Below are 24,673 nucleotides of genomic sequence, written 5' to 3'. Positions count from 1 at the left end.
GACGTGCACAGAGTAGGTCGAGCACGCCGGGACATGCAAAACTGTGCGAACGACAGTCCCATCCGATTCGCCACTCTACCCCGCAGAGGATCACGATCATGCAAACTGAGGGCAAAGTCGTTGCTATCGCGGTGCGCACCAAGCCACTCGGACCCATGCGCGAAATCCCACGCGCGATGGCCGCGCTCGGCGGCGGGATTCAAGGTGACCTCGAAGTCAAGCCGCACCGCGGCATCACCCTGATCTCGCGCGAGCAGTGGGACGATACCAAGCGCGTCCTGGGTGCTGACCTTGCGTGGCATACGCGCCGCGCAAACGTACTCGTCGAAGGCCTCAACCTCTCCGAACTCGTCGGCCTGACTATCCGCCTCGGCAGCGTCGAGCTCCACATCCACGGTGAAACAAAACCCTGCGGCCTTATGGACTCGCTCTATGACGGTCTCCGGGCCGCGCTCGCACCGGACATGCGCGCCGGCGTCCACGGCCAAGTTATTTACGCCGGCGCCTTCGCGGTCGGCGATCCAATCACCATCGTCGACTAAATCCAGAATCCTGCGCCACCACTTTCGATCGTTTCCGTCCCTTACGTCATTTCCAATCCGTCCCTTCGCGCTTTACATACGCCTCCCAAACCTGCTACGAAGTAGACTCTTTTCGTTACGAAAGGCAATACCATGTCCAAAGAGTCCCCCACGTGCGCGACGCAACTGCGCGAACGCATCAACGCCGTTGCCGACATCAACTCCGCGCTTGCCCTCTTGCAGTGGGACCAGGAAGTTTTCATGCCGCCGAAGGGCGCTTCCGCGCGCGGCATGCAACTCGCCACCTTGTCCGCCCTGGCGCACCGCGAGTTCACCAGCGCCGAAACCGGAAAGCTGCTCGACGAATGCGAAACCGTTGCAGGTTCATTGCCGGAACCTGACGAACACCTCGTCGCGGTCGCCCGCTACGACTACGAACGCGCGCGAAAGCTCCCCGAGAAGTTTGTCCACGAGTTCGCGAAGGAAACCAGCGCCGCCTACGTCGCCTGGGTGAAGGCCCGGGAGACATCCGATTTCGCGCAGTTCCAGCCGCATCTCGAACGCCTCATCGATCTCTCGCGCCGGAAAGCCGAGTTCCTCGGCTACATCGGATCGCCGTATAACGCATTGCTCGAAGATTTCGAGCGCGGTATGACCGCCGAGCAACTCAAAACGGACTTCGCCAACCTCGCGGAAAGGCAAAGCCGGCTCGTTGAACGCGTCCTCGCGTCCCCGCGCAGGCCCGATGCCTCGTGGATGACGGGCCAGTGGGACGTGCAGGCGCAATGGGACTTCGGGATGCGCGTCCTGCGCGATCTCGGTTACGACCTCGATGCGGGCCGCCAGGACAAATCAGTACATCCGTTTTCGACCATCTTCGCGATCGACGACGTGCGCATTACCACCCGCTTCAGCAACGACGAATTCTTCTCCTCGCTCATGGGCACCATCCACGAATGCGGTCACGCGCTCTACATGCAAGGGCACAGCAAGGAAGATGCGCGTACGCCGCTCGCGGACGGCGCGTCGCTCGGCATGCACGAATCCCAATCGCGTATGTGGGAAAACATTATCGGCCGCAGCTTGCCGTTCTGGAAACACTACACACCGATCCTTCGCGAGCATCACAAGGGCCGCCTCGACGAAGTAACGCCCGAACAAATCTACGCGGCAATCAACAAGGTGGAGCCATCGCTCATTCGCGTCGAGGCCGACGAGTGCACCTACAACCTCCATATTATCGTTCGGTTCGAGATCGAAGTCGCTCTCATCGAAGGGGACCTGCGCGCGCAGGATGTCCCAGAGGTGTGGAACGCCACGATCAAACGCTACCTCGGCCTCGACGTCCCCGACGACGCGCACGGCTGCCTGCAAGACATCCACTGGTCGCACGGCGCCTTCGCGTACTTCCCCACCTACGCGCTCGGCAATCTTTACGCTGCGCAACTCTTCGAGAAAATCGAACGGGATCTCCCCGGGCTGTGGGGCCGCGTCGAGTCCGGCGACTTCGCCCCGCTTCTGGCGTGGCTCCGCGAAAACGTTCACCGGCATGGCCGCCGTAAACTCGCCACCGACCTCCTGCGCGAGATCACCGGCAACGCCCCGACCTCCGAACCGTTTCTCGCCTACCTTGAACGCAAGTACGGCGAGCTATATGGCGTGTAGCAATTCGCCAAAACTGCACAGCCATTTCTCATTCCAATTCAATCTGAACAGGGACTCACGGCCCACCGGTAGTTTTGGTCGCCTACGTCCTTTACGTCCCTCCACCTTCCCCCACCTGCACAAAGTGACCAGCTTTGTCGATCACCGCGACAATTCTGTTCTCCGCGGGCCCTCCCAAAAGATGCCGCAGAAGGCTTAAATGCTGTCAGCGTTCGACTTGCGCATTTACGGCCCGGTGGCACGCCCTATGCTCTACCCAAGTCGCTCGTTGACATCGACAAACCTCCTTCCGGAATTAATCCGGCAGGTTCCGAACCAGCGAATGAAAGGGACACGGCCCATGTTCAGAAGCGCGCTCCACGTCACCAAGGCCGACGGCAAGAATGACACCGTCGGCAATGCGCCCGAGATTGCGTTGAGACTGAGCAAAGAAGCCGTCGACGGCGACGATGCCGGGCGCTGGATAGCCTCCCTCCTTCAGGGGTGTTCGCTGCTTTACCCTCATGGCCGCCTGGTGCTCGTATTCGCCCCGGCGTCCGCCCCCGGCACCGACCTGTTGGGAGAGATTGAACGCCACCGCAGAAGCCTCGAAGCGCGCGGCGGCTCGCTCCGGGTGACCCTCCCCCCGAAACCCCGATTCACGTAGCTGCAAATCGCCTACGCGCGGGCCAAAACCGCGTCGCCTTAATCGCCGTCTCCCCGACTACACCCATTGCCCCCAGGCTTCTCGGCCCCCTGCCAAAAAAAACATCGGCCCCCGCAACCTTGCGGCTGCGGGGGCCGTTTGCTTATGCGTTTATCCGATTAGAAGCAGAGCTTCGTTTCGACAAACACGTAGTCGGAATCGTCGTCGCCGGTGCCGCCGTTGAACAGCAGACCGTTACCGGCCGAGAAGTTACCGTCTTGGAGACCGTCACCCACGAACAGGTGCGCCCAGCCAACCTGGAACGAGAGGTCTTCGCTGTAGTGATAGGTCACGTACAGGCCGACTTCCCAGCCCAGTTCGTCGTCATTCTCTTCATCCAGGAACGACAGCGCCGGGGCAATCGGAATCTTCAAACCGCCAACCGAGAAGTTGATCGGTTCGGAGAACGACTCAAGCGTCTTGAAGTACGAGATCGCCAGCAGCGCCTCGACGCTTTCCGTCGGGTGGACACTCACGCCGCCACGGATCACGTAGGCGTTCGAGAGGTCCGTATTCTCGATGAACTCGGAGTACTCCCAGTTCGAGAACAGACGGTTAAAGCTGACGCTCGACTCGGGGCTGTCAAACGGATTCAGCCATTCCCAGAAGCTGATGCTCCGCTCGTCTTCGCCATCGAAGTACGCGCCGCCCAAGTACACACGCGGCGTCCACGCAAAGTCGAAGGTGTAGCCAACTTCAAGGTTGGCGCCCCAGAGACCGTCGAATTCAGCGTCGTCATCACCATACAGGAACGGCTTGAACAGGAAGCCCTGCTGACCGGCATCACCAAACTGGTACGCCGCTTCGGCTTCGAAATCAAAGGCACCAATCGTGCCGGCTCCGCGGAGGCCAACAGTGTGGAGGTTGGTCACATCATAGTCGTCAAGGCTAAAGATGTCCTCCAACCACTCGATCGGCGCGATGAAGTTCGTGTCGTTCAAGCTACGGGCGTCACGGACCCACAACCAATAGGCGTCGATCGTGATGTTCTCGAGGCCCTTGTAGCTGCCGTAAATACCCGCGAAGGACACGTCTTCGTCTTCTTCGTTGATGCCGCCTTCAACAAGCGTCGTGTAGAACGCGTCGACGCTGAACACGTCGGTCGCGTACGTCAGACGAACACCGTCGAACGACAGACCGGTGAAGAACGCCGCCGTGTCTTGCACACCGATCAACCACTCGCTACCAAAGCTGAGCTCCTGGCGACCGATGCGCGCGCGAAGCGGGAATCCCCACATCTCGTTCGCTTCGATGTACGCCTGGTAGATGCTCACATCGCCGGTACCGGCCAAGTGACGGCCATCCGCGCCGGTGATGTAGTTCGAGCGGAAGTCCTCGCCCCAGATGTCGTGCTCATCCAGCTCGATGAACGCGGACACTTCATTCGTGAAGTCCGCCTTCACATTCAAGCGGGTACGCTGCTCGACGAAGCTCAGGCTGTTGCTGTCACCATCGTCCCACGCGAACGAGGAAACGATACCCGCGCCATTGAAGGCGCCCGAACCGATCGGACGGTTCGGCAGGAAGAAATTCGGCCAGATGATTTGCGTGCCGGCCAAAGCGCCCGGCACGTTGCCATCCGGCACGTAGTTCGAATAGTAGCTGCCGCGGATCCGGATTTCGCCGCCGACCTGCACGTTCTGCAATTCCGCAGACGCAGGGATGGCCGTCACGATCAGGGCCGCCAGCATTACGATCATCGCTGCTTTACGCATTGAAGATCTCTCCTTTGTCTATCCTATGTCAGCCCCCGGCGGAAAACTCCGAAGCGCCCCGCCGCAGGCCAAACGTCCACTTCATATCTATACGTCACATCCTTGCGCGATCTCGGAGACCTTCCACTGGTCCAGCTTGCATCCCTCCTTCCTTGCTCCGTTGTGAGATCGCAATTGATGGAATTGTTGCTATCGAAATGGAATTACTGCTATCAAAAACGTGAAACCCCTGAAAAAGATCAGGCACACTGCTAGCGTGTGCCCGGAAAAACTGGACGAAGCTTAGCACAGACACCTTCGCGTTGCAAGCGAAAACTAGGTTTTAGATTGGGTGTTTCGGGCAGCAAGAACTGTGCCTGCGTGACCGTTTGCGCATCGAAGTTCTCTATCGGCTCACGGGGCGAATTAAGCCAACTTTCCGGTGCATGATTGCTCGTACGTGATCACTGAAACACGCACCGGCGTCTAACCCCAACCCCCACAAGAAATGCGGGCTACTCTCTACATGCGACTCCCTGATAGAGGTATCCCATGAACTTCGGAACTCCGCGCAGGTAGTAGTTCTCGATCGTCTCGAACCGGAAATGGTGAGACAGAATCAATGTTCGTATGTCGCGGTTCAAGTGGCATCCGTCGCTAATTATTTTCTGAACCGGTGTCAGACGATGTTGCCATCGCCGGGTCCTTTCGTTGTCCGCAATGCCGTGTTCGACGAAACGCAGTGTCCCCCCGGGGCGCAGGATGCGGTGGATTTCGCGCAGCGCCCCTTCCACGTCCGGAATACTGCACAACGTCCACGTGCACACCACACAGTCAAATGACCCGTCGTCGATCGGCAGGCACTCGCCGCTCACGGTCAAATGCGTGACCTCAATGCCCGCCGCCTCGAACCGCCGCCGTGCCAACTTGCGCATCCCCACATTGGGGTCCGCCGTCGTCAGGCGTTTCACGCGTGCGGGGTAATGGGGAGAGTTCAGCCCAGTGCCCACGCCGATCTCGAACACATCGCCGGACACACCCGAAAGTACAGCGGCGCGCACCGGTGCCAATTGCGGGATCGACATGACTGTGTCCATTAGTCGAGGGAAAACATGGCGCGAATATAAACTCATGCCTACTTTCGTGTTGAATCCTTTCCCTTGCAGCGAAAAACTGTGTGGATTCCTGCTCCTCCTGTACCGCTGCATGTTCCTGTTGTGGCATGCGCTTCACTGCCAACGCCAACGCTCTTCGTGAACGAGAGGACTGCCACCGGTTGCCGGCGTCGACTCATCGCGAATTAAAGGCCGTGCCACAACCGGTGGCGGCTCGCCAACTCGGACACTCGCGCCGCAAAGTACGCGTTGTGGGACTCAGTGCGAAGCAAAGTCCCCGAGCCGACGGCAATTCGAACAACTATCCGATCGAAATCACCTCCTTCCCCCCGAACTCGCCAGCCTGAACGGTGGGTGTCGCGCGATGCTGGAAATGTCCAACCTGAGCCATGCGTTCAAACCTCCGATTCACGACCGGCGTGCAACGCCCCGTGTGCGCGGTGAAAATGGTGGCCCGCTCCTAAATCCGTAAATTGCAGCAACTCCTGAAGGTTCCTGCCAAGTCCGCAAAGAAACAACGCACCGCCACACCGTTCCAAGCTGTTCTTCAGGCACAGAAGTTCTGGAACGATCTCCACTGATACGTGCCCAACTCGATGAAAATCCACGACAAGGTCCGCGGTGGGGTTGGCGCGCGCTACGCTCTCCAGTTCCTCCATGACACACCCTATCGTGTACCACTCCGTAAGACTCGGCGGCCGAAGCGTTGCGCGTACCCGTTTGTGCTCGGCCGTTGCCGATCCATTGCGGGAGAGGTGCTGAATTTTGACCAATCCCCGATGTTCCATTTTCCATCACTCCCGCCGCCACCATCTCCAATTGTGGCACGATACGGTTCCTAACATCGTTGATGCGCTCACTCCGCACGGGGCGAAACGAAGACGTGATCGTCTTGCGCTACAACCAACTCCCTACAAATGAGCCATGCAAGCGCTATCCTGCAACGACCCTTGCTAACCCCCACGCCAAGGCACAAACGCTCCGTGGACGTCGGTCCGTTGGTTTCGATGAACCGAACGATCGCCTGACTCGTCTCGAACAGCGATCCGTCCGATTTGTCTTGCATTTCCGAATCCCCCGTCGAATCTATCCGTCCCCACGCATATGACGTGCCAGCATCCAATTACGACAGTTTTCCACGTAAGGACAATGTACGAATGGGCTAAACCTCGCGCCCAGATGTTCCGAACACACTACCAATCGACAGTAACTGACGAGAGATGAGACCAGAAGTTGATCGGAAATAAAATGGAACGTACGGGTACAACGTTGAAACCGGCGAATACTTGGCAATTCCACCGATCAGCACCGATGGCAGGAGAATTGCTCGTTTCGATGCACAATCAACGCGTTTGTCGTTGAGGACTCGCCGGCAACACGTCGCGTGCGGCGGCGGACTGCAAGCAAGGCGGGCTGGAAGGGTTCTCACCCATCAGGGAGAAATCGCATGTCACGATGGTCAAACTCACGGGTCGCCATTACCGTGGCGTCTCTTCTCCTTGTGACGGCCGCACACTGGCTTACACCTAGTGAATCCCATTCGCACGCATTTCACGCAGTCCACGTTGTGCTCCAGAAACTGCACGCCCTCCCGATTATCCTCGCGGCTGTGTGGTTTGGACTTGGCGGCGCCTGCGCTGTTGCCGCTCTCACAACGGCCCTTTACACCCCATACATACTCGAGATGTGGCCCGTGGAATCCGGCGGCAGAATCGACCAATTCGGAGAGCTCGCCACTGTCTGGATAATGGCGATTCTGGCGGGAACACTGGCCACCTTGCAGCGTAGGGCGCTCGAACATGCCGCGCAGATGCACGAGGGAGCACTAACCTCACTCGTCAACGCGCTCGACGCGCGCGAGCGGAACACTCGACTTCACTCGCAGCGCGTGCGCGCATACGCCGTGCGACTGGCCAAGCAAATGGGCATCCGAGGCAGCGACGCCACCATTCTTGGCGAGGCAGCGCTGCTTCACGATGTCGGGAAAATAGGGGTGCCCGATTCGATATTACTCAAGCCGGGAAAACTGTCCGACGAAGAATGGACAGTAATGCGCCGACATCCCGAGTTTGGATTTCGGATACTTGCTTCCGTGCCCCGCTTGGGCGAAGCGGCCCGAATCGTATTCGCGCACCATGAGCGCTACGACGGAACAGGTTACCCCAATGGCCTGTCCGGCTTGTCGATTCCATTGGGCGCTCGCATCTTTTCCGTTGTGGATGTCTTTGACGCATTGACGTCAGACCGGCCCTATCACGAAGCATTGAGCATTGGCAAGGCCATTCGTGCAATCGACGAAAAAGCCGGGTCCGACTTCGACCCGGAGGTCGTGCGGGCGTTCAAATCGATTCCGGCCTTTGAATGGCGTCTGATGGCCGATTCGGTTAACGCTCCGGTGACTGATAATCCCCGGATGTGCCCACCAGATACTGACCAGGGAAGCATTTAGTATCTGTCGTATGCGCGCGCAAAGCCCCAGCCCAATCTACGTAAGTCTTTTATTACAAATTTGTTATAGAGCAACGCAATCATGGCATCCTTGTTGCTCTTCCACCAGCAGAGGGAGGACACGGGAAATGGTACCGGCCAGGATACGAATCGCGGGTTTGGCGGGAACACTCGGAGCAATCATGGGGATAGCCGCGTATCACGTTTCGGACGAACGATCGCTTGAACGGGACTTCAAACAGATTTCCCGGCAGAAAGTCGTCGAAGTCGTAGACGCCATTCCCGCAAAATGGCAGGTGTACGCCGAATGGTCAAACAACGTGCACCGGGGCATTCCGTTCTTCGGCACTCCCTCCGCCGAAATTGCCATGACGCTCGATGTCCGTGGACCATCCGGTACTTTGGCTACGCAGAACTTCGACTTCTACTTCTCGCGCAAGAATGCGCGCTGGACCGAGATTACATGTGCTGAAGACAACCATGCCGCGGACAATGGCGGCATCTCAGTTCCGCAATCACACAATGAAAACCAAAGCCATGCGCACTAGCGGTGGACAGGTAACGCCCGAATCGTTCAACCAAAGGAGAATCGACATGAAATCGCTAAAGAGATTCTTACGACTGGCGCTCGGCATGGTCGTTGCCGGCATTGTCGCACTATTGAGCATCGCTGCATCCGGCTGTACCACCACCGGGTCCGGTGGCGGTGCCGCTCCACACGAACACGGTCAAGAGGGTAAAGAGCACCCAAACCGGCCGCGCTGATTTCCGATGGTTGCGGCGCCTTGGTTCCTCGCTGACAGCGACTAATGAACGTGCAGCCATGATCGCGAATACCGGCAGTATCAATTTGATTGATGCCCCGTCAGGAGATAGACACGGGAGGCCGGTCATTCAACTCTCCGTGCCGGTGAATGGTGAGGACGATTCTGGCGCCATCGAATGGGCAGAATCGGTTATTAAAGCGGCATCGCTCCTCTATCCGCACGCACGGATCGACGTGAACCTTGACGGGAATGCCAGATTGGATCCGAGACTGTTACCCGCGATCGAGTGCTGCCGCCATCTCGTGGAGGCGCGCGGCGGTTCCTTCCGCGTTCTGTGGTCGTATCCTGCTCCAACCCGCGTCAGCGGTTGGCCCCAACAAGCCGCTGCCCCTGTCGCTCATGTCGCCGGGGGCAGCGCATTTAACGGATCACCCAGCTAGGACAACCGCTTCGATTATGCCGCCTCACGTTCACAGTGGCGATCACCTGCTTGCTTTCAAGACGAATTCGTGTGTGCCACGCTGGCTACGCTTGGCGCGTCCGTGGGGAATAGCATATCGTTCCGCGTGTTCATTAAAATGAGTGAAGCTGCGGGAGAAATTGCAATGCGTTTCCCGGCCCCAATACGGTGCATCCCTTGTCCGTCGAACAAGAGAATGTGCTTGACGGCGCTCATTGTCCCGTTCATTCCGCTTTTTCTTCAGGCGAACTACCTCTGCGTCGCGCATGCTCCGACCAAATGTATCTGTGCGGGCGAGTCCGCGTCACACAAACTCGATCACCACAAGGCCTCTGCGCACGATCATGGCAAAGAACCGCGCGGACACGGTGAGCCAATCGACTCAACCAATCAAGATGGAGATGGTCCGGCTGCACCCTGTTTCTGTAGCCCAATGAATATCGGGCCATCGCGCATGTCGGTCGCCGATCCAACCCGGGTACCCTGCACGCATATCGCAGCCGTTGACGCCATGTCGGCAACCACGCTCGATGCGCCGCGTGCGAATACGGCGGCATTCGCATACGAACACGGCCCGCCTGCATATCTTTCTTCGAAACGCCTTTCTCCTCGTTCCCCGCCGACGGTAATCTGACGTTCGCGTGGTAGGTGATTCGTTCAGGCTGAGTCGCCTGCCAAGACGCGTCCGATGATTCTATTTCAAACGTTGCAGGTTGCCCTCTCGCGCATTCTGTCAGCGGGGTGGGCACCGCCGGTCCGTACGCAAAACTAGGTTACCAACCCGATTTCACGTAAAGGAGCATACAATGAAAAAGTGTGTCGCAATTTCTTGCGCAATTCTCGCCGTAACCATCGTGTTTGCCGATGAAGGCCATGAACAAAAGGCAAAACAGGCGGGCGGAACGGACGTCACCGTCACCGGCGAAATCCTCGATATGGCGTGCTACATCGATCACGGTGCAATGGGCGCAGACCATGCTGACTGTGCCAAGACCTGTATCGAAAGCGGACTGCCCGTCGGCATCAAGGGCGATGATGGAAAGACCTACCTGCTCATCGGCGAACACAAACCCATTAACAAATCGCTGATAGCCCATGCGGGTAAAACGATCACGGTTCGCGGTAAAGCGGTCAGCCGCGACGGGTTCAACATGATCGAAAACACTGAAATCGTGCCTGCGAAAGGCAAGTAACATGGAAGAGTTGCGTCAACTGCTTCAAAGTCTCAAGCAACCCGAGTACGTCCATGTATTGCTGAATCCACTGCCGGTCTACGCGCTCTCGATGGGCGCCCTGGCGTTGGTCATTGCGTTGTTGATGCGAAGCAGGCCGGCACAGGTGGCCGCGTTGATCGTGGTGATCATCGGTTTCGCTTCGGCGTATCCCGTGCTTCACTACGGTCAACGCGGTTATGACCGCGTTTACGCGATGTCGAACGCCGACGCACAGGAATGGCTGGACCTGCACATGTGGCGCGCGGAAACGTTTGTCTACGTGTTTTACGCAGGCGCGTTGCTTGCCGTTGGGACGCTAATTGCCATGCGGAAGTTCCAAAGGGCCGCAACGCCCCTCGCGATAGTGACATTGCTCGCGGCGCTACTCTCCGTTGCCGTTGGCGGATGGATCAGCCACGCGGGAGGTCAAGTGCGCCATTCCGAGTTCCGCGAAGGGCCGCCACCCCACGCTGTCGAACACGACGCGGAACATGACCACCATCGCGAAAGCTGAAGTATCGTGCCGCCCTTCTAAGTGAGTCCTTCGCTGGAAGCAGGCGCCTAGTGAACCCAAAAACACCGGCCCCCGCCGCACCACAGCGCGGCGGGGGCCGTTTGCTTATGCGTTTATCCGATTAGAAGCAGAGCTTCGTTTCGATAAACACGTAGTCGGAATCATCATCACCGGTACCGCCGTTGAACAGCAGACCGTTGCCGGACGAGAACTGACCGTCTTCGAGGCCATCACCCACGAACAGGTGCGCCCAACCGACCTGGAAGCTGAGGTCTTCGCTGTAGTGATAGGTCACGTACAGGCCGACTTCCCAGCCCAGTTCGTCGTCATTCTCTTCATCCAGGAACGACAGCGCCGGCGCGATCGGAATCTTCAAGCCGCCAACCGAGAAGTTGATCGGCTCAGAGAACGACTCAAGCGCCTTGAAGTACGAGACCGCCAACAGCGCCTCGACGCTTTCCGTCGGGTGGACACTCACGCCGCCACGGATCACGTAGGCGTTCGAGAGGTCGCCGAACTGGTCTAGGAACTCGGAGTACTCCCAGTTCGAGAACAGACGGTTAAAGCTGACGCTCGACTCGGGGCTGTCAAACGGATTCAGCCACTCAAGGAAGCTGATGCTCCGCTCGTCTTCGCCGTCAAAGAACGCGCCGCCCAGGTACACACGCGGCGTCCACGCGAAGTCGAAGGTGTAGCCAACTTCAAGGTTGGCGCCCCACATGCCGTCGAACTCTGCATCGTCATCGCCATAGAGGAACGGCTTGAACAGAAAACCTTGCTGGCCGGCATCACCAAACTGGTAAGCCGCTTCAGCTTCGAAATCAAAGGCACCAATCGTGCCGGCTCCGCGGAGGCCAACAGTGTGGAGGTTGGTCACATCATAGTCGTCCAGACCAAAGATGTCCTCCAACCACTCGATCGGCGCGACGAAATTCGTGTCGTTCAAGCTGCGGGCGTCACGAATCCAAAGCCAGTAGGCATCGATCGTGATGTTCTCAAGGCCCTTGTAGCTACCATACACACCCGAGAAAGACACGTCCTCGTCTTCTTCGTTCACGCCGCCTTCAGCAAGCGTCGTGTAGAACGCATCGACGCTAAACACGTCGGTCGCGTACGTCAGACGGACACCGTCGAACGATAAGCCGGTAAAGAAGGAATTGGTGTCATTCACGCCAATGAGCCACTCGCTGCCGAAGCTAAGCTCCTGGCGGCCAATGCGCGCGCGAAGCGGGAAACCCCACATCTCGTTCGCTTCGATGTACGCCTGGTAAACGCTCACATCACCGAGACCGGCAAGATGACGGCCATCCACGCCGGTGATGTAGTTCGAGCGGAAGTCCTCGCCCCAGATGTCGTGCTCATCCAGTTCGATGAACGCGGACACTTCATTCGTGAAGTCCGCCTTCACATTCAAGCGGGTGCGCTGCTCGACAAAGCTGAGGCTGTTGCTGTCCTCATCGTCCCACGAAAAACGCGAGACTATGCCGGCACCATTAAACGGACCACCGCCACCGATCGGACGGTTCGGCAGGAAGAAGTTCGGCCAGATAATCTGAAAGTTGGCCAGTGCGCCGGGCACATTGCCGTCCGGCGTGAAGTTCGAGTAGTAGTTTCCGCGAATCTGAATCGACCCGCCCACCTGGACGTTCTGCAATTCCGCAGACGCCGGGATGGCCATCGCGATTAGGGCCGCGAACACTGCGATCATCGCTGCTTTACGCATTGAGGATCTCTCCTTTGTCTATCGTATGTCAGCCCTCGGCGTGTACCTCGACAGGACTCGCCCAAGACTAAACGTTTACTTCGGAATCTATGCCTTACATCGTCGCGCGATCTCGGAGACCAGTCACTGATCCTGATTGCATCCCTCCTTTCGTTCTCCGTTGTGAGACCGCAATTGATGGAATTGTCGAGATTCGACTTTCCGCTGTCTACTTCATTATCCCCAGGTCCGGTAGTACCCCAAAATCGTTGGCAAGATTATCAAAACCGATGAGGATTGTCAAGCGCGGCCTACCCGTTTCATGGGGTTTAGGGCAACCCGCTTGCCTATATATTGTGGTTTCGACACCACTTTTCGCCTAAAGTCCAGTCAAGAAGTATGTTATCCCGCCTTCGCACATCATTGCAAATTCCACAATTTAGTCAATTAATTACTATTATTCCGTATACCCCGCAAAAATCTTAAAATTTTTCTCTAAAGTTTCCCCTAAAGTTGCCGATAGAAACGACGGACATGCTGAAGTGGGTCCTAAGCGAACCACAAGAGCGGTCCCGGCGCTGGGCCGAGTTTAAGGGAATTCGACCCGCCGCCAGACGTGCTGCGAGCCCGTGGGCGAACCGGTCAGGGATGGCCGCCGCCAAGACTTGCGGCGTGAAGAGACGTAGACGATAGAGTCGCCCCTACAGGGATGGGGCGGCAGGCCCGGCGAAAGGGACGCCGGGCCAGGCAACAGGGACGTACGTGCGCACGGATGCGCGCGGCCAGCCACTCACGGAGGGAACTTGCTATGGGACTCAGGATCAACACGAATGTCGCCGCGCTGAATGCGGCCCGCACGCTGCAGCGCTCGACGCAGTCGTTGAACATCAGCCTCGAACGCCTGTCGAGCGGGCTCCGCATCAACCGCGCGAAAGACGACGCCGCGGGCCTCGCGATTGCCGAAGGTTTTCGTTCGGTCGTTTTGGGCGCCCAAGTCTCCCAGCGTAACGCGCAGGACGGCGTCAGCCTCGTGCAGACCGCCGAAGGCGCGCTCAGCGAAACCACCAACATTCTCCAGCGTATTCGCGAACTCGCGGTGCAGGCCGCCAACGGCACCAACAGCGACGCCAACCGCCGCTCGCTCGACGAAGAAGTCGTGCAACTCCTTGCGCAGATTGACGACATCGCGCAGGACACCGAGTTCAACGGCATACGCGTGTTGAGCGCCGCGCAATCCGTCACGTTCCAGTCCGGTCCGCAGCAGGGCCAGACGCTGGTAGTCGCCGTACAGGGCGCGTCGACGCGCGACCTCGGGGTCAGCGCCGTCCGCATCTCGAGCGTGGCGCAGGCCGTCGGCGCGCTGAGCACGATCGACTCCGCGATCCGTTCGGTGTCGTCGCTGCGCAGCACGCTAGGCGCATTCCAGAACCGCCTCGAATTTACGATCAACACCTTGGCCATCCAGGAAGAGAACTCGGCTGCGTCCGAAAGCGCGATCCGTGACGCGGACATCGCCCGCGAAACGATCCGCTTTACGCGCAACCAGATTCTGGTCAGCGCCGGCACATCGGTCCTCGCCCAGGCAAACATCGTTCCGCAGACCGCGTTGCAGTTGCTGGGCGGTTAAGAGTTCATCCGAACGCAGCGCGCGCCCGACTTGGCGCGTGCTTCACGAACCATAACCCAACTGCGAGGACGTTGGCCGTCCGGACCACCCTCCGGACGGCCAACGAAACCTCGACACGACAGGGAGGTAACAGCGTGATCTAAGAATTATCCGCGCCGGGGCCGGGATTTCCTCGACGCGGACTGTGCCCTCACAAGGCCATGACTGCATCAGAACCGGTATCCGGGGTAGGGATGCCCCGCAACACCACTCAAGGAGGGTAAGACTATGGGACTTCGAATCAATACGAACGTGGCGGCGCTGAACGCCGCCCGCACGCTGCAGCGCTCGACGCAGATGTTGAACGTCAGCCTCGAACGCCTGTCGAGCGGGCTCCGCATCAACCGCGCAAAAGACGATGCCGCCGGCTTGGCGATCGCCGAAGGCTTTCGCTCGGTAGTCGTCGGCGCACAAGTCGCCCAGCGCAACTCGCAGGACGGCGTCAGCCTCGTGCAGACCGCCGAAGGCGCGCTCAGCGAAACCACCAACATTCTCCAGCGCATTCGCGAACTCGCGGTGCAGGCCGCCAACGGCACCAACAGCGACGCCAACCGCCGCTCGCTCGACGAAGAAGTCGTGCAGCTCCTTGCGCAGATTGACGACATCGCGCAGGACACCGAGTTCAACGGCATACGCGTGTTGAGCGCCGCGCAATCCGTGACGTTCCAGTCCGGCGCGCAGCAGGGCCAGACCCTCGTCGTCGCGATCCAGGGCGCGTCGACGCGCGACCTCGGCGTCAGCGCCGTCCGCATCTCGAGCGTGGCGCAGGCCGTCGGCGCGTTGAGCACGATCGACACCGCGATCCGTTCGGTGTCGTCGCTGCGCAGCACGCTCGGCGCATTCCAGAACCGCCTCGAGTTCACGATCAACACGCTGGCCATCCAGGAAGAGAACTCGGCTGCGTCCGAAAGCGCGATCCGCGACGCGGACATCGCCCGTGAGACGATTCGCTTCACGCGCAACCAGATTCTGGTAAGCGCCGGCACCTCGGTCCTTGCCCAGGCAAACATTGTCCCGCAGACGGCGCTGACGTTGCTCGGCTAACCGCGCGCCGCGCGAACCGGAATAGACTGCCATGGCGCCCGCTTCATTAGGCGGGGTGCCGCGGCGGCCATCCTGGGAGTAGACCAATGGGAGTGCCCAGCATCTCGGTACAGGAGCTGCGCATCAGCGCGGTTCCGCCGGCAGCTTGGGCGCGATCCGGCGGCGGCGTTGAATCGCCGCCGAAGGAAGCGGCCCCAGCGGCGCGGGAAATCCGCGCCGTATCGGGCGAAACCCAGCGGCCGGCGCCGGAGAGCTTTTCCGATACGACTGGCGTGCGACTGCGCGTGGATCGGGAAACGAACCGTATCATTGCGCAGATCGTAGACGAAGACGACAATGTGATTCGCCAGATTCCGCCGGAGGATGCGCTCCGAATCGCAGCGCAGACCCGCGAACTCCTGGGCCTGTTGTTTGACCAATCGGCCTGACAACACGCCCGCCATACTCAGCCGCGCCCCGGCCACCGTCGGTGTCCGGGGCGCTTCCTTTCCCGGCGCAAACTGCTACGCCGGATTCTCTACCGTGCGAAGCGTCCACCAGAAACTGAAGACCACGTAGTACGCGACGTACGAAAGCGAAAGCCAAACCAACCACCGGCTCGGGTCCGGAATCTGAAGGATCAACACCACCATGCACACCGACCATGCGATCGTCAGCGCCAGCGTCAGCCTGCGCAGCCGGACCGTGCGCGACGGATAGATGTACTTGATCGGAACGAACACAAGCACCGTACACGTCAACACGATCCCGAAATTGTGCTCCGGCGCCCAGTCGAGCAGTGCGATGTACAAGACCACGACGTTCCAGTACGACGGCCAGCCCTTGAAGTAGTGGTCCTCGGTTTTCGCGTCGATCTGGCAGAACTGATACGCGGAAGACAGCAGCATCATGGCCGCCGCCGCGGCCGATCCGATCGGCGTGAAGTACCCGCTCCCGTACACAAACGCGGCAGGCACGATCACGTACGTAAAATAATCGACGATGTTGTCCAGCAGCGCCCCGTCGATAAATGGAATCGTTTCCTTTACGCGAACGTAACGCGCGAGTGTTCCGTCAATCGAGTCGATCGCCGTCGCGATTGCGAGCAGCAGAAAGAATACGTTCCAATGCTGGTGCTGGATTTCCCGCAGTGCGACGACACCGATTACCGCCCCGCTCGCCGTAAGCCCGTGTACCAGCCACGCCGCCGCTACGCGGGCGATGGATGGCTTGAATCGCTCGTGCATCGTGTCCGGTCACCGATCCGAGTGGCCGAGGTCCATGCCCGGCGCAATCCGGTCGCGCACGCGCTGTTTCAATTCCTTTATATCGGGAAACCGCCCCTCGACCTTGCGCGACCAGACCGTTTCCGCATTCACGCGCACGTCAAACACGCCGCCGATGCCCGGCACCAACGCGACTTCGCCGATCGATTTCTCGAATGTCGTGAGCAACTCCTGCGCCATCCACGCCGCGCGCAACAGCCACCGGCACTGTGTGCAGTACTCGATCTCGATCCGCGGTGCCGCCACGTCATGCTCCTTGCCACGAACGGCCAGTATACCGCACGCGCCGCGCCGCTATCCGGTCCTGCAACGAACGGGCCGCCCTTTCTTCTCGAAAGGGCGGCCCGAATTCAGCCCAATGGCAGGACTTACTGCTTCTTGTCCTCCGCGCCGCCGCTCACCATCGCGATGTACTTCGCCGGCTCCGCGCGCAGTTTCTTCTCGCAACCCTTGCAGCACAGCGAAACCATCTGGTTCGCGATGACGACGTTCAACGGATCGCCCATACTGCCCAATTCTTCACCGGACACCGGGCACTTCTTCGACGCATAGGCCGCCTTTTGCTTCTCGATCACCGCCGTGTCGAGTTTCTTCATGTTGCCCGCAACGTCTTTCTTGAAACCGTCCACGCAGTCCGCACAGCAGAACCGCACAAGGCGATTATTGATCACCGCGTCAACGGCCTTGTCGCCGAGTTTCTCGCCCGACATGATGCACGTGTCCAACGGATACGCCGGCTTTTCCTTTTCGGTAATCGCCGCGTCCGCCTTGCTGATGACCGACGCCGCGTCGGTATCGAGCTTGCCCTTGCAGTTATTGCAGCAGAACTTGAACTCGCGGCCATCCTTGACCGCCGACGGCGAATCGGCCGTCAATGTTTTGCCGGAAAGCGGACACTTGTCCAGCGGATAGGGATCGCCCACCACGGCGTCCGCCGCGAATGCGGGCGACGCGACCGCCATAACCAACGCCATTGCCAAAACCGATCGAAGCATAATGGTTCTCCTTAACAGGTTGAGTTGCACCAGGACGTTCCGCACCCGTAGTAATATCACATTTAGGAGCGTTCCGCCACGATTTCGTCTTGTCACCGAGGCAACACGTTGCTGCCAGCCGGAACGACAGCAAGCGAAATGCCAATCGCCGCGCGTATCGTAACTGCTTGTGGCGCAACAAAAATCGGCCAAGTCCGCGGCGCACCTCCGGCGCAAATCCGCCAGCTTCTGGCGAATCCGGGGTTCAGCCTTTGGCTGCCGGCGCCTCCCACTGCCGCAAGATTTCGTACATCACCACGCCAAATGCCGTCGCGACATTGATCGTGTTTTTGTGCCCGCGCATCGGAATGTGTACGACCGCGTCACACAACGCGACAGTCTCGGGCGCGATCCCGGTCACCTCGTTTCCAAACACGATCGCGACAGGACGCGGCCATGCAAACGCCGTGTGCCCAACGGCGCCATCAACCGTTTCGATTGCCACGCAGGCAATGCCCTCTTCCCGCAATTTGGCGATCGCGCTCCCTGTATCGGCGTGGTGCGTCCAGGGCACGTAGTCCAGCGCCCCCAGCGCCGTCTTCTCCAACTTCCTGTTCGGCGGATACGACGTCATGCCGCACAGATGCATGTGCGCAACCGCGCCGGCGTCGGCCGTGCGGAAAATCGATCCCACGTTAAACGCGCTGCGCAGGTTGTCGAGCACGACATGAATGGGATTACGCGAGATCGCAGGCATGTCTTCTCGCGCTGTCCGCAAATAATGCGGCTCGCGCGCCATGGCGCTCAGGACATCGCCGTATATATCCTGCCGTCCCCTCGCTGTCATAACACCCCTTGCTCTCAATCGTTCCGTCCACTTCGCCAGGCCCGCAATCCTTCATTATACTCATCGCGCAAAGGGGGACCCGTGGGCCTGCTCTCGCGAAAGCTCGGCGTCAAGACGATGGCGCACTTCTGTCGCGTGCTCGCGCAAAGCAGCACCGGCTTCGTGCAGATCGAGCGCGCGCTCGAACTCGCCGCCGGCCCGGGCGCACCCGCCGAACTGCGTCGGACCGTGCCGCCCATTCTCGATCGCATCAAGCAGGGCGGCTCTTTGTCCGAAGCGTTGCGCGTGCAGCAGCGTTATATTCCCGACGATTTTCTCGAACTCGTCTCCGCCGCCGAGCGTGGGGGAAAGGTCGAGGTTGCATTCCAGCATCTGGCCCACGACTACGAACTGCGCCTCGAATTCATGCGCTCGATGGCGCGCCAACTCACCTACCCGCTGCTGTTGTGGATTTCGTTCCATGTCATTTCATTCTGGCAAGGGTTGATGACCACGGTCGAAAGCGTCGAGATGTATACGTTGAGATTCGCGTGGGCCACATTCCTCTCGTTGTTGCCGCTGCTGGTTGTTTACCTCGCGTTGCGGCATTTCGGCCTTCTCGACAAACTCTGTTACGCCGTCGCGTCGCGCACCTGGCCGTGGCGCGGCATCCTGCACAGCATCGCGCTTGTCCGGTTCTTCCGCTGCCTCGCGATGCTGCTCGAGGCGGGCCTCGCCGTGCCGCAGGCCATCGAACGGTCCGCCGCGACCACGGTCAATCCGCGCGTCCGCGCCAAGCTCGCGCAGGCGGTCCCGCTCGTGCAGCAGGGGGCCAGCCTCACTCGCGCGCTCGAAGCCACTGGCATGCTCCCGAACCTTGCCGTCGAAATGGTCCGCACGGGCGAGTTCGCGGGACGCCTCGAAGACCTGCTGAAGAAGACCGCCCAATACATCGAGGAAGGCGCGTACCACTACGTGCGGATGCTGCAATACACGTTCTTCGCGCTCCTCATTCCCGCGATACTGGTGCTGATCATACTGCGCGCCTTGGCAACGCAAGTCGTAATGATATTTCTCCAGGTTCGTGACATGCTCAGCGGGTGAGGGTCGCACGGGAACCCCGCCATTTGCTATAGTTCTTGCCTTGATTGCCGGGCGCCGTGGAGTCCGGCCCCGGCTGCAAGGTAATGTAACGCGGTAGAGTTCATGGGCCTTTTCTCGTCACAAATCGCGCTCAAGAAGGTGGTACCCCTGTGCCGCCAGCTCGCCACGTCGTACGACGCGGGCATTCCCATCCTGCGCAGCCTCGAACTTGTCATCCGCAATCAGAAGGACAAGAACGTCCGCGACGTCTTCGAGCGCATGCATTCCTCGATCGGCAACGGCTCGACCTTGGCGGAGGCCGTGCGCGCCGAGAAAAAGTATTTGCCCACCTTCTTCATCGAACTGCTCGCCACCGGCGAAAAAGGCGGCAAGATCGATATCATGCTGCGCGACCTCGCGCAGTATTTCGAAGACCAACTCGAGATGCGCCGCGAAACCATCCGCGCGATGACGTATCCGATCATTCAACTCATCGCGGCATGGTTCATCGGCACATTTGCGCTCGGTATCATCGGTGGAATCAAAGACGTATTCACGCAGCGCGGAGGTTCGGGCTTTAGTTTCGACGCCTATATCCAGCAATACCTGCGATTTCAGGGGGGCGCGCTCCTCATCTTCGGAATCGTCTTCGCCGTCTGCGTGGTGCTGTCGCGCGCCGGCCTGTTCGGATATGTATGGGGCCTTTTTGCGACCTACATGTGGCCCATGTCGCGCGTCACGCGCATGTTCGGCCTCGCGCGGTTCTTTCGGAGCATGTCGCTGCTCATCGGCAGCGGTCTCCGTATCGACCACTGCATCGAAAACTCCGCCACGGTGACCGGCAATCCATATATGGAAAAGCAGTTGCTCAAAGCGGTGTCACCGGTGAAAGACGGCGCCACGCTCGTCGAAGCATTCTCGAACGTTAACGTCCTGTTGCCGCAATCCCGCGAGATGCTGCACGTCGGCGAGGTATCGGGGCAGCTCGAAGCGGCGTTACGCAAAGCGTCGGAATACCACCTCGCCGAGGCGATGCACGCCGCCGCCATCGCCCGCCGTGTATTGGGCGTCGCCATTTCGCTAACGGTTGCCGGTTTGGTGGGGTTCGTCATTATCAAGTTCTACCTGACATATTTCTCGATGATCGAAGGAGTAATGAATGACCTCTGAGAAAAAGTCGCTGCACCTCGACATCGAGCTCGAGAACGCCGAAGAACCTCGGGACTACACGAAACTGGTATGGCTTGGCGTGATTGCGTTGTTTGTGGTCTTGGGCACGATACTTTACTTATATTCCGGCGCAAATCCGCAGGTCTCGACCGTACGCTTGCGCCACATCCTCGTTAAGTTTGACGAGAAGGACCCGGCGCAACGTGCGCAGGCGCTCACCCGCATTCGCGAGATTCGCAAGCGCATTCTTGACGGCGAGGATTTCGGCAAACTCGCCCGCGACAACTCGAACGATCCGGGCAGCGCAAGCAAGGGCGGCGATCTCGGCTACGTTACGAAAGGCATGCTGGCCCAAGCCATCGACGACTACATTTGGACCGCGCCCATCGGCCAACTGAGCGAGATTATCCACACGCAATTCGGGTTTCACGTTGTCGTTGTCGATGACCGGCAACTCTCGAAGGTCGACGAATTGGCCGAACAGCAACGCGCCGCGTCCCCCCAGAACGCCGCGGACGGCGCCGCGAACCCATAGCCGCTACACGCAGGACGGCCACTTCGCCTATGCACACGTATGACTCATTGGCGGCGCCCATTCTCGCCGCCTTTCCTCAACTCACGCGCGAGGACCTCGTCTTCGCGCCCGCGCCAAAAGTCGAAATCGCGGACGTCGCGCTGCGCACATTCGAACCCGCGAAAAAACTGGGCATGGCCCCGCCAAGACTCGCCGCGGCCATCCAGGACGAAGTTACGTTCGGCGCGGACGTCGTCGGCGTCACGCTCGCGGGCCCATACGTAAACTTCAAACTCGATCGCAACGTGTTCGGACGCGGAATTGCCGCGCGCATCCTCGCGGACGGCAAGCGGTACGGATCGAACGCGAGCGGCGCCGGCAAGCGCGCCCTCGTCGAGCACACCAGCATCAACCCGAACGCAAGCCCGCACGTAGGCCGCGCCCGCAATGCCATGATCGGCGACAGCCTCGTCCGACTGCTCCGCTTCGAGGATTTCGACGTCGAAGTCCACTATTACGTCAACGACATCGGCCGCCAGATCGCGCTGCTCGTGTTGGCGTGCGACGACCCAAGCACCCTGACCTTCGACGAGATGCTGAACGTGTACGCGCAAGCGCATGCCCGCTCGGAACAGGACAGCGCGTTCGCGGAGGCCGGCTTCGAACTCCTGGCGAAAATCGAACAGGGCGACGCCGAGGTCAAGAAGAAGTTCTATGCCGTCACCGAACTCTGTTTGCAGGGACAGTTGGCCGTGCTCGCCCGGCTCGGCATCCGCTACGATCGGTTCGATCGCGAATCGGACTTCGTGAAGGACCCGCGGCTCGATGCCGTCCTCGCGGCGCTGCGCGAGAAAGACGCCCTATTCGAAGACGAAGAGAAACGCCTCTCCGTTGACATGTGCAAGATCGGTTATCCCCAGCATCCGGACAACGAGCACCGCTACCTCGCCCTGCTTCGATCGACCGGCAGTTCGATGTACGTGTACCGCGACATGGCCTACACGATCGAAAAGATGTCGAAGGGCGCGGACCTTAATCTGATTGTGCTGGGCGAAGACCACAAAGTCTACATGCAGCAGATTGCGCTCATGCTCGCCGCCGCCGGCATGGGCGCGCCCGAACCGATCTACTATTCGTATATCCTGCTCAAAGAGGGCAAGATGTCCACGCGCCAGGGCAAAGTCGTCCTGTTATCCGATTTCCTCGACGAAGCCACCGCCCGCGCCGCCGAACGCGTGGACGAACAGTGCAAGGACCTGGACGCCGGCGAGCGCAAAACCATCGCGGAACGCGTCGCCGTCGGCGCGATTCGATTCGCCATCCTCCGGGTCGGCGCGAACAAGAACGTGATATTCGATTGGGACGCGAGTCTATCCTTCACCGGCGACACCGGCCCCTACGTGCAATACTCGTGCGCGCGCATCTCGTCCATTCTGCGCAAACTCGAAACAGCCCTCCCCGCGACGCCGCCGGACAACTTCCCCGTCGAGACCGACGCCGAATGGGCGTTGCTCTCCAAGCTCGCGGCGTTCCCGGATGTCGTCGCAAACGCGGCACATACGCACAGCGTCGCGCCCATCGCCCAGTTTGCGCTCGAGACCGCGCGCGCGTTCACGACCTTCTATCACGAATGCCCCGTTCGCGACGCGCCCACCGAAGCGCAGCGGATCGCCCGCGGACTCATCTGTTCCGCCACGCGCACCACGCTCGAAAACGCCCTGCACCTGCTCGGCATCACCGCGCTCGAACGCATGTAACACGGCCGGCGCAATGTCCGGGCTTTGCGCGGCTGTACTTTTCCCCAACGACCTGAAGACCTTATAGGCCCCTTGAGTCCTTTTGGTTCTTTCAATCCGGACTATACCCGCTCCACCGGCGGCGCATTCTGCGGCGTGCGCCGGCACGCCACGACGATGACCCGCACCGCCAGCGCGATCGAGATCGCAAACCACCCCACGCCCCAAATCCACGCGGGAACGCCCGTCGCGTTCGCGAGCAACACCGCATCGGAGACCGCTTCGGGCCGATCCAGGATATCGCTCTTGATATCGAGCACCGCGTACATGCAACTCGTCAGGCCGATGGCCGTCAACATCGTCTCGTGGACAATCGGCTTAAACAGATATGCCGATCCGATCAATACCAGCCCCGTGATTAGTCCGAACCCAAACCCGAACCCGATTACCGGCCGCACCCAAACGATTGTGACGAGCAGCAGCAGCGCGCCCAACAACTCAACCGCAATCTGGCTTCCCCTCGTGCGCGTCGCCACAAGCAGAATCGCGCCGCCCCACAGCAGGCTGCCCAAATACCCCGCGGAGATGGTGAGAAAGGGCGACCCGCCGCGCGTGACACAATGCCCGCCCTCCTGCGCGTTCATCTGAATTTCGACGATTGACCCGCCCGTCGCAATCGCCGCGAGGCCGTGGCTGAGTTCGTGAAAGAAGACGACCAGCAATCGCAGCGGGTACACCGCCCACGTGTTCCACAACACCGTGATGATCACGATAAACGTGACCAGCCCGGCCGCCTGCGCGAAATCAATCTTGCCGCGCGCCGGCATTTTGCGTTACCGCGTTCGTCATTTCTTCAGCAGCTTCCGGATGTTTGCGGCGTTCGCTTCCCACGCGCAAGCCCGCGCGTAGTCCGGATACGCGCGCTCGATTCGCGCAAACTCCCGCGTGTGGATGCGGCGCCGCCCCGTTTCGCTCTCTTCGATGCCGAGATGCGCATGCAGCATTTCGTGAAACACGATGTACCGAACGAAATACGCCGGTACGAACGATTGATCCAATACAGGGTGCAGCCGGATAAGGTTGTCGTCCACCGTGTAACTGCCGAAACGAATCGTGCGCTGCCGCCGCCGCGCGCCGTTGCCGCGCTTGCCCCACGTGATCGCCGCGGTGATCGTGTTGCCGAAGTGCGCGCCGTTTACCTCATCGAAGAGTTTCCGCAAATCGTGATGGACGCCCCGCGCCTGCACGGTCGTTACACGGCGCGCCTTCCGCCGCATGCGATGCCGGTTCTCGCGAATGTACGCATCGATTACCGGCGCGCCCGAACGCGACTTCGGACGCTTCACCCATGCCGCCACCGCGCGCACGACTTCCGGATCGGCGTCGAGAAACATGTGGTGCAACCGCACGCGCACGCCGCCGAATACGGGGTCCGGCGCGACGGACATGACCGTGCGCGAATTGTCCGTGATCATGAGCCGAAGCGGCGATCCGGTTAGCGTTGCGAGGTCGTGCTCGAGTTCGGTCTCGTCGCGCAAGGAAAATTCAAGTTGCATGCCGCCATTTCACCCGATTGAACGCGACAATTCAACGTGAACGGCGAACGCTAC

23 protein-coding genes are annotated in these 24,673 nt (G+C 59.8%); 14 read left to right on the top strand and 9 right to left on the bottom strand.

All coding sequences use genetic code 11. The features are described 5' to 3' along the window. The first annotated feature begins 98 nt into the window (after positions 1-98). The 3 genes from HUU46_02925 (at position 99) to HUU46_02915 (ending at position 2,832) form a co-directional block, all read left to right on the top strand. Complete coding sequence (locus HUU46_02925; GenBank protein NUM52576.1) at positions 99-542, top strand: hypothetical protein; 444 nt, start codon at positions 99-101, stop codon at positions 540-542. 132 nt (positions 543-674) lie between these two features. After that, on the top strand, positions 675-2,186 hold the full coding sequence (locus HUU46_02920; protein ID NUM52575.1) for a carboxypeptidase M32: 1,512 nt from the start codon (positions 675-677) through the stop codon (positions 2,184-2,186). A 340-nt stretch (positions 2,187-2,526) separates the two neighbouring features. Next, complete coding sequence (locus HUU46_02915; protein NUM52574.1) at positions 2,527-2,832, top strand: hypothetical protein; 306 nt, start codon at positions 2,527-2,529, stop codon at positions 2,830-2,832. Positions 2,833-2,990: 158 nt separating this feature from the next. On the opposite strand, the gene HUU46_02910 is transcribed toward HUU46_02915, so the two are convergent. Next, positions 2,991-4,586: an alginate export family protein gene (locus HUU46_02910; protein ID NUM52573.1), complete on the bottom strand. Its 1,596-nt coding sequence runs from the start codon at positions 4,584-4,586 to the stop codon at positions 2,991-2,993. 494 nt (positions 4,587-5,080) lie between these two features. Further along, on the bottom strand, positions 5,081-5,698 hold the full coding sequence (locus HUU46_02905; GenBank protein NUM52572.1) for a class I SAM-dependent methyltransferase: 618 nt from the start codon (positions 5,696-5,698) through the stop codon (positions 5,081-5,083). Between the two features lie 1,675 nt (positions 5,699-7,373). Here HUU46_02905 and HUU46_02900 point away from each other — a divergent pair. The 4 genes from HUU46_02900 (at position 7,374) to HUU46_02885 (ending at position 11,083) form a co-directional block, all read left to right on the top strand. Continuing rightward, positions 7,374-8,129 (top strand): HD-GYP domain-containing protein, encoded by a 756-nt coding sequence (locus tag HUU46_02900; GenBank protein NUM52571.1) that lies wholly within the window; start codon positions 7,374-7,376, stop codon positions 8,127-8,129. Positions 8,130-8,256: 127 nt separating this feature from the next. After that, a complete protein-coding gene (locus HUU46_02895) occupies positions 8,257-8,676 on the top strand; it encodes a hypothetical protein (GenBank protein ID NUM52570.1) in 420 nt (139 codons plus the stop codon). A 1,485-nt stretch (positions 8,677-10,161) separates the two neighbouring features. After that, a complete protein-coding gene (locus HUU46_02890) occupies positions 10,162-10,548 on the top strand; it encodes a hypothetical protein (GenBank protein ID NUM52569.1) in 387 nt (128 codons plus the stop codon). A gap of 1 nt (position 10,549) precedes the next feature. Beyond that, a complete protein-coding gene (locus tag HUU46_02885; protein NUM52568.1) occupies positions 10,550-11,083 on the top strand; it encodes a hypothetical protein in 534 nt (177 codons plus the stop codon). A gap of 121 nt (positions 11,084-11,204) precedes the next feature. Here the strand turns inward: HUU46_02885 and HUU46_02880 are convergent, their stop codons facing one another. Further along, the gene (locus HUU46_02880; GenBank protein NUM52567.1) at positions 11,205-12,761 is read right to left on the bottom strand and encodes an alginate export family protein; all 1,557 of its coding nucleotides are present in this window, start codon (positions 12,759-12,761) and stop codon (positions 11,205-11,207) included. An 832-nt stretch (positions 12,762-13,593) separates the two neighbouring features. Between HUU46_02880 and HUU46_02875 the strand changes: the two genes are divergently transcribed. The 3 genes from HUU46_02875 to HUU46_02865 all read left to right on the top strand — a co-directional run bounded on the left by HUU46_02875 (position 13,594) and on the right by HUU46_02865 (position 15,923). Further along, on the top strand, positions 13,594-14,412 hold the full coding sequence (locus HUU46_02875) for a flagellin FliC (protein NUM52566.1): 819 nt from the start codon (positions 13,594-13,596) through the stop codon (positions 14,410-14,412). Between the two features lie 267 nt (positions 14,413-14,679). Beyond that, positions 14,680-15,495, top strand: coding sequence for a flagellin FliC (locus HUU46_02870; protein ID NUM52565.1), 816 nt, complete (start codon positions 14,680-14,682; stop codon positions 15,493-15,495). A gap of 86 nt (positions 15,496-15,581) precedes the next feature. Next, on the top strand, positions 15,582-15,923 hold the full coding sequence (locus HUU46_02865) for a flagellar protein FlaG (GenBank protein NUM52564.1): 342 nt from the start codon (positions 15,582-15,584) through the stop codon (positions 15,921-15,923). 75 nt (positions 15,924-15,998) lie between these two features. Here the strand turns inward: HUU46_02865 and HUU46_02860 are convergent, their stop codons facing one another. The 4 genes from HUU46_02860 to HUU46_02845 all read right to left on the bottom strand — a co-directional run bounded on the left by HUU46_02860 (position 15,999) and on the right by HUU46_02845 (position 18,491). Beyond that, positions 15,999-16,721: a CDP-alcohol phosphatidyltransferase family protein gene (locus tag HUU46_02860; GenBank protein NUM52563.1), complete on the bottom strand. Its 723-nt coding sequence runs from the start codon at positions 16,719-16,721 to the stop codon at positions 15,999-16,001. 9 nt (positions 16,722-16,730) lie between these two features. Then, the gene (locus HUU46_02855; GenBank protein NUM52562.1) at positions 16,731-17,006 is read right to left on the bottom strand and encodes a SelT/SelW/SelH family protein; all 276 of its coding nucleotides are present in this window, start codon (positions 17,004-17,006) and stop codon (positions 16,731-16,733) included. A 122-nt stretch (positions 17,007-17,128) separates the two neighbouring features. Beyond that, on the bottom strand, positions 17,129-17,755 hold the full coding sequence (locus HUU46_02850; protein ID NUM52561.1) for a hypothetical protein: 627 nt from the start codon (positions 17,753-17,755) through the stop codon (positions 17,129-17,131). A 244-nt stretch (positions 17,756-17,999) separates the two neighbouring features. Further along, positions 18,000-18,491 carry an RNA methyltransferase gene (locus HUU46_02845; protein NUM52560.1) on the bottom strand — a complete coding sequence of 164 codons (492 nt, stop codon included), beginning with the start codon at positions 18,489-18,491 and terminating at the stop codon, positions 18,000-18,002. A 171-nt stretch (positions 18,492-18,662) separates the two neighbouring features. Between HUU46_02845 and HUU46_02840 the strand changes: the two genes are divergently transcribed. The 4 genes from HUU46_02840 (at position 18,663) to argS (ending at position 23,084) form a co-directional block, all read left to right on the top strand. Beyond that, complete coding sequence (locus HUU46_02840) at positions 18,663-19,664, top strand: type II secretion system F family protein (protein ID NUM52559.1); 1,002 nt, start codon at positions 18,663-18,665, stop codon at positions 19,662-19,664. A gap of 102 nt (positions 19,665-19,766) precedes the next feature. Continuing rightward, a complete protein-coding gene (locus HUU46_02835) occupies positions 19,767-20,813 on the top strand; it encodes a type II secretion system F family protein (GenBank protein ID NUM52558.1) in 1,047 nt (348 codons plus the stop codon). Further along, the gene (locus HUU46_02830) at positions 20,803-21,348 is read left to right on the top strand and encodes a peptidylprolyl isomerase (GenBank protein NUM52557.1); all 546 of its coding nucleotides are present in this window, start codon (positions 20,803-20,805) and stop codon (positions 21,346-21,348) included. Before HUU46_02835 ends, HUU46_02830 begins: the two co-directional genes overlap by 11 nt. 29 nt (positions 21,349-21,377) lie before the next feature. Beyond that, on the top strand, positions 21,378-23,084 hold the full coding sequence (argS, locus tag HUU46_02825; protein ID NUM52556.1) for an arginine--tRNA ligase: 1,707 nt from the start codon (positions 21,378-21,380) through the stop codon (positions 23,082-23,084). A gap of 101 nt (positions 23,085-23,185) precedes the next feature. Here argS and HUU46_02820 read toward each other — a convergent pair whose 3' ends face one another. Then, entirely contained in the window at positions 23,186-23,890 is a 705-nt protein-coding gene (locus HUU46_02820) for a M50 family metallopeptidase (protein NUM52555.1), read from the bottom strand. 18 nt (positions 23,891-23,908) lie between these two features. After that, the gene (locus tag HUU46_02815) at positions 23,909-24,619 is read right to left on the bottom strand and encodes a hypothetical protein (protein ID NUM52554.1); all 711 of its coding nucleotides are present in this window, start codon (positions 24,617-24,619) and stop codon (positions 23,909-23,911) included. Between the last annotated feature and the right edge of the window lie 54 nt (positions 24,620-24,673).

This window comes from Candidatus Hydrogenedentota bacterium, assembly GCA_013359265.1.
Lineage (GTDB): Bacteria > Hydrogenedentota > Hydrogenedentia > Hydrogenedentales > SLHB01 > JABWCD01.
This window is presented reverse-complemented; position numbering and strand designations above follow the sequence as displayed.

What these genes read in the sequence shown, in the direction of transcription:
- HUU46_02925 (NUM52576.1), top strand. Translation starts at nt 99, where the DNA reads ATGCAAACTGAGGGCAAAGTCGTTGCTATCGCGGTGCGCACCAAGCCA.
- HUU46_02920 (NUM52575.1), top strand. Translation starts at nt 675, where the DNA reads ATGTCCAAAGAGTCCCCCACGTGCGCGACGCAACTGCGCGAACGCATC.
- HUU46_02915 (NUM52574.1), top strand. Translation starts at nt 2,527, where the DNA reads ATGTTCAGAAGCGCGCTCCACGTCACCAAGGCCGACGGCAAGAATGAC.
- HUU46_02910 (NUM52573.1), bottom strand. Translation starts at nt 4,586, where the DNA reads ATGCGTAAAGCAGCGATGATCGTAATGCTGGCGGCCCTGATCGTGACG.
- HUU46_02905 (NUM52572.1), bottom strand. Translation starts at nt 5,698, where the DNA reads ATGAGTTTATATTCGCGCCATGTTTTCCCTCGACTAATGGACACAGTC.
- HUU46_02895 (NUM52570.1), top strand. Translation starts at nt 8,257, where the DNA reads ATGGTACCGGCCAGGATACGAATCGCGGGTTTGGCGGGAACACTCGGA.
- HUU46_02890 (NUM52569.1), top strand. Translation starts at nt 10,162, where the DNA reads ATGAAAAAGTGTGTCGCAATTTCTTGCGCAATTCTCGCCGTAACCATC.
- HUU46_02885 (NUM52568.1), top strand. Translation starts at nt 10,550, where the DNA reads ATGGAAGAGTTGCGTCAACTGCTTCAAAGTCTCAAGCAACCCGAGTAC.
- HUU46_02880 (NUM52567.1), bottom strand. Translation starts at nt 12,761, where the DNA reads ATGGCCATCCCGGCGTCTGCGGAATTGCAGAACGTCCAGGTGGGCGGG.
- HUU46_02875 (NUM52566.1), top strand. Translation starts at nt 13,594, where the DNA reads ATGGGACTCAGGATCAACACGAATGTCGCCGCGCTGAATGCGGCCCGC.
- HUU46_02870 (NUM52565.1), top strand. Translation starts at nt 14,680, where the DNA reads ATGGGACTTCGAATCAATACGAACGTGGCGGCGCTGAACGCCGCCCGC.
- HUU46_02865 (NUM52564.1), top strand. Translation starts at nt 15,582, where the DNA reads ATGGGAGTGCCCAGCATCTCGGTACAGGAGCTGCGCATCAGCGCGGTT.
- HUU46_02860 (NUM52563.1), bottom strand. Translation starts at nt 16,721, where the DNA reads ATGCACGAGCGATTCAAGCCATCCATCGCCCGCGTAGCGGCGGCGTGG.
- HUU46_02850 (NUM52561.1), bottom strand. Translation starts at nt 17,755, where the DNA reads ATGCTTCGATCGGTTTTGGCAATGGCGTTGGTTATGGCGGTCGCGTCG.
- HUU46_02845 (NUM52560.1), bottom strand. Translation starts at nt 18,491, where the DNA reads ATGCCTGCGATCTCGCGTAATCCCATTCATGTCGTGCTCGACAACCTG.
- HUU46_02835 (NUM52558.1), top strand. Translation starts at nt 19,767, where the DNA reads ATGGGCCTTTTCTCGTCACAAATCGCGCTCAAGAAGGTGGTACCCCTG.
- HUU46_02830 (NUM52557.1), top strand. Translation starts at nt 20,803, where the DNA reads ATGACCTCTGAGAAAAAGTCGCTGCACCTCGACATCGAGCTCGAGAAC.
- argS (NUM52556.1), top strand. Translation starts at nt 21,378, where the DNA reads ATGCACACGTATGACTCATTGGCGGCGCCCATTCTCGCCGCCTTTCCT.
- HUU46_02820 (NUM52555.1), bottom strand. Translation starts at nt 23,890, where the DNA reads ATGCCGGCGCGCGGCAAGATTGATTTCGCGCAGGCGGCCGGGCTGGTC.
- HUU46_02815 (NUM52554.1), bottom strand. Translation starts at nt 24,619, where the DNA reads ATGCAACTTGAATTTTCCTTGCGCGACGAGACCGAACTCGAGCACGAC.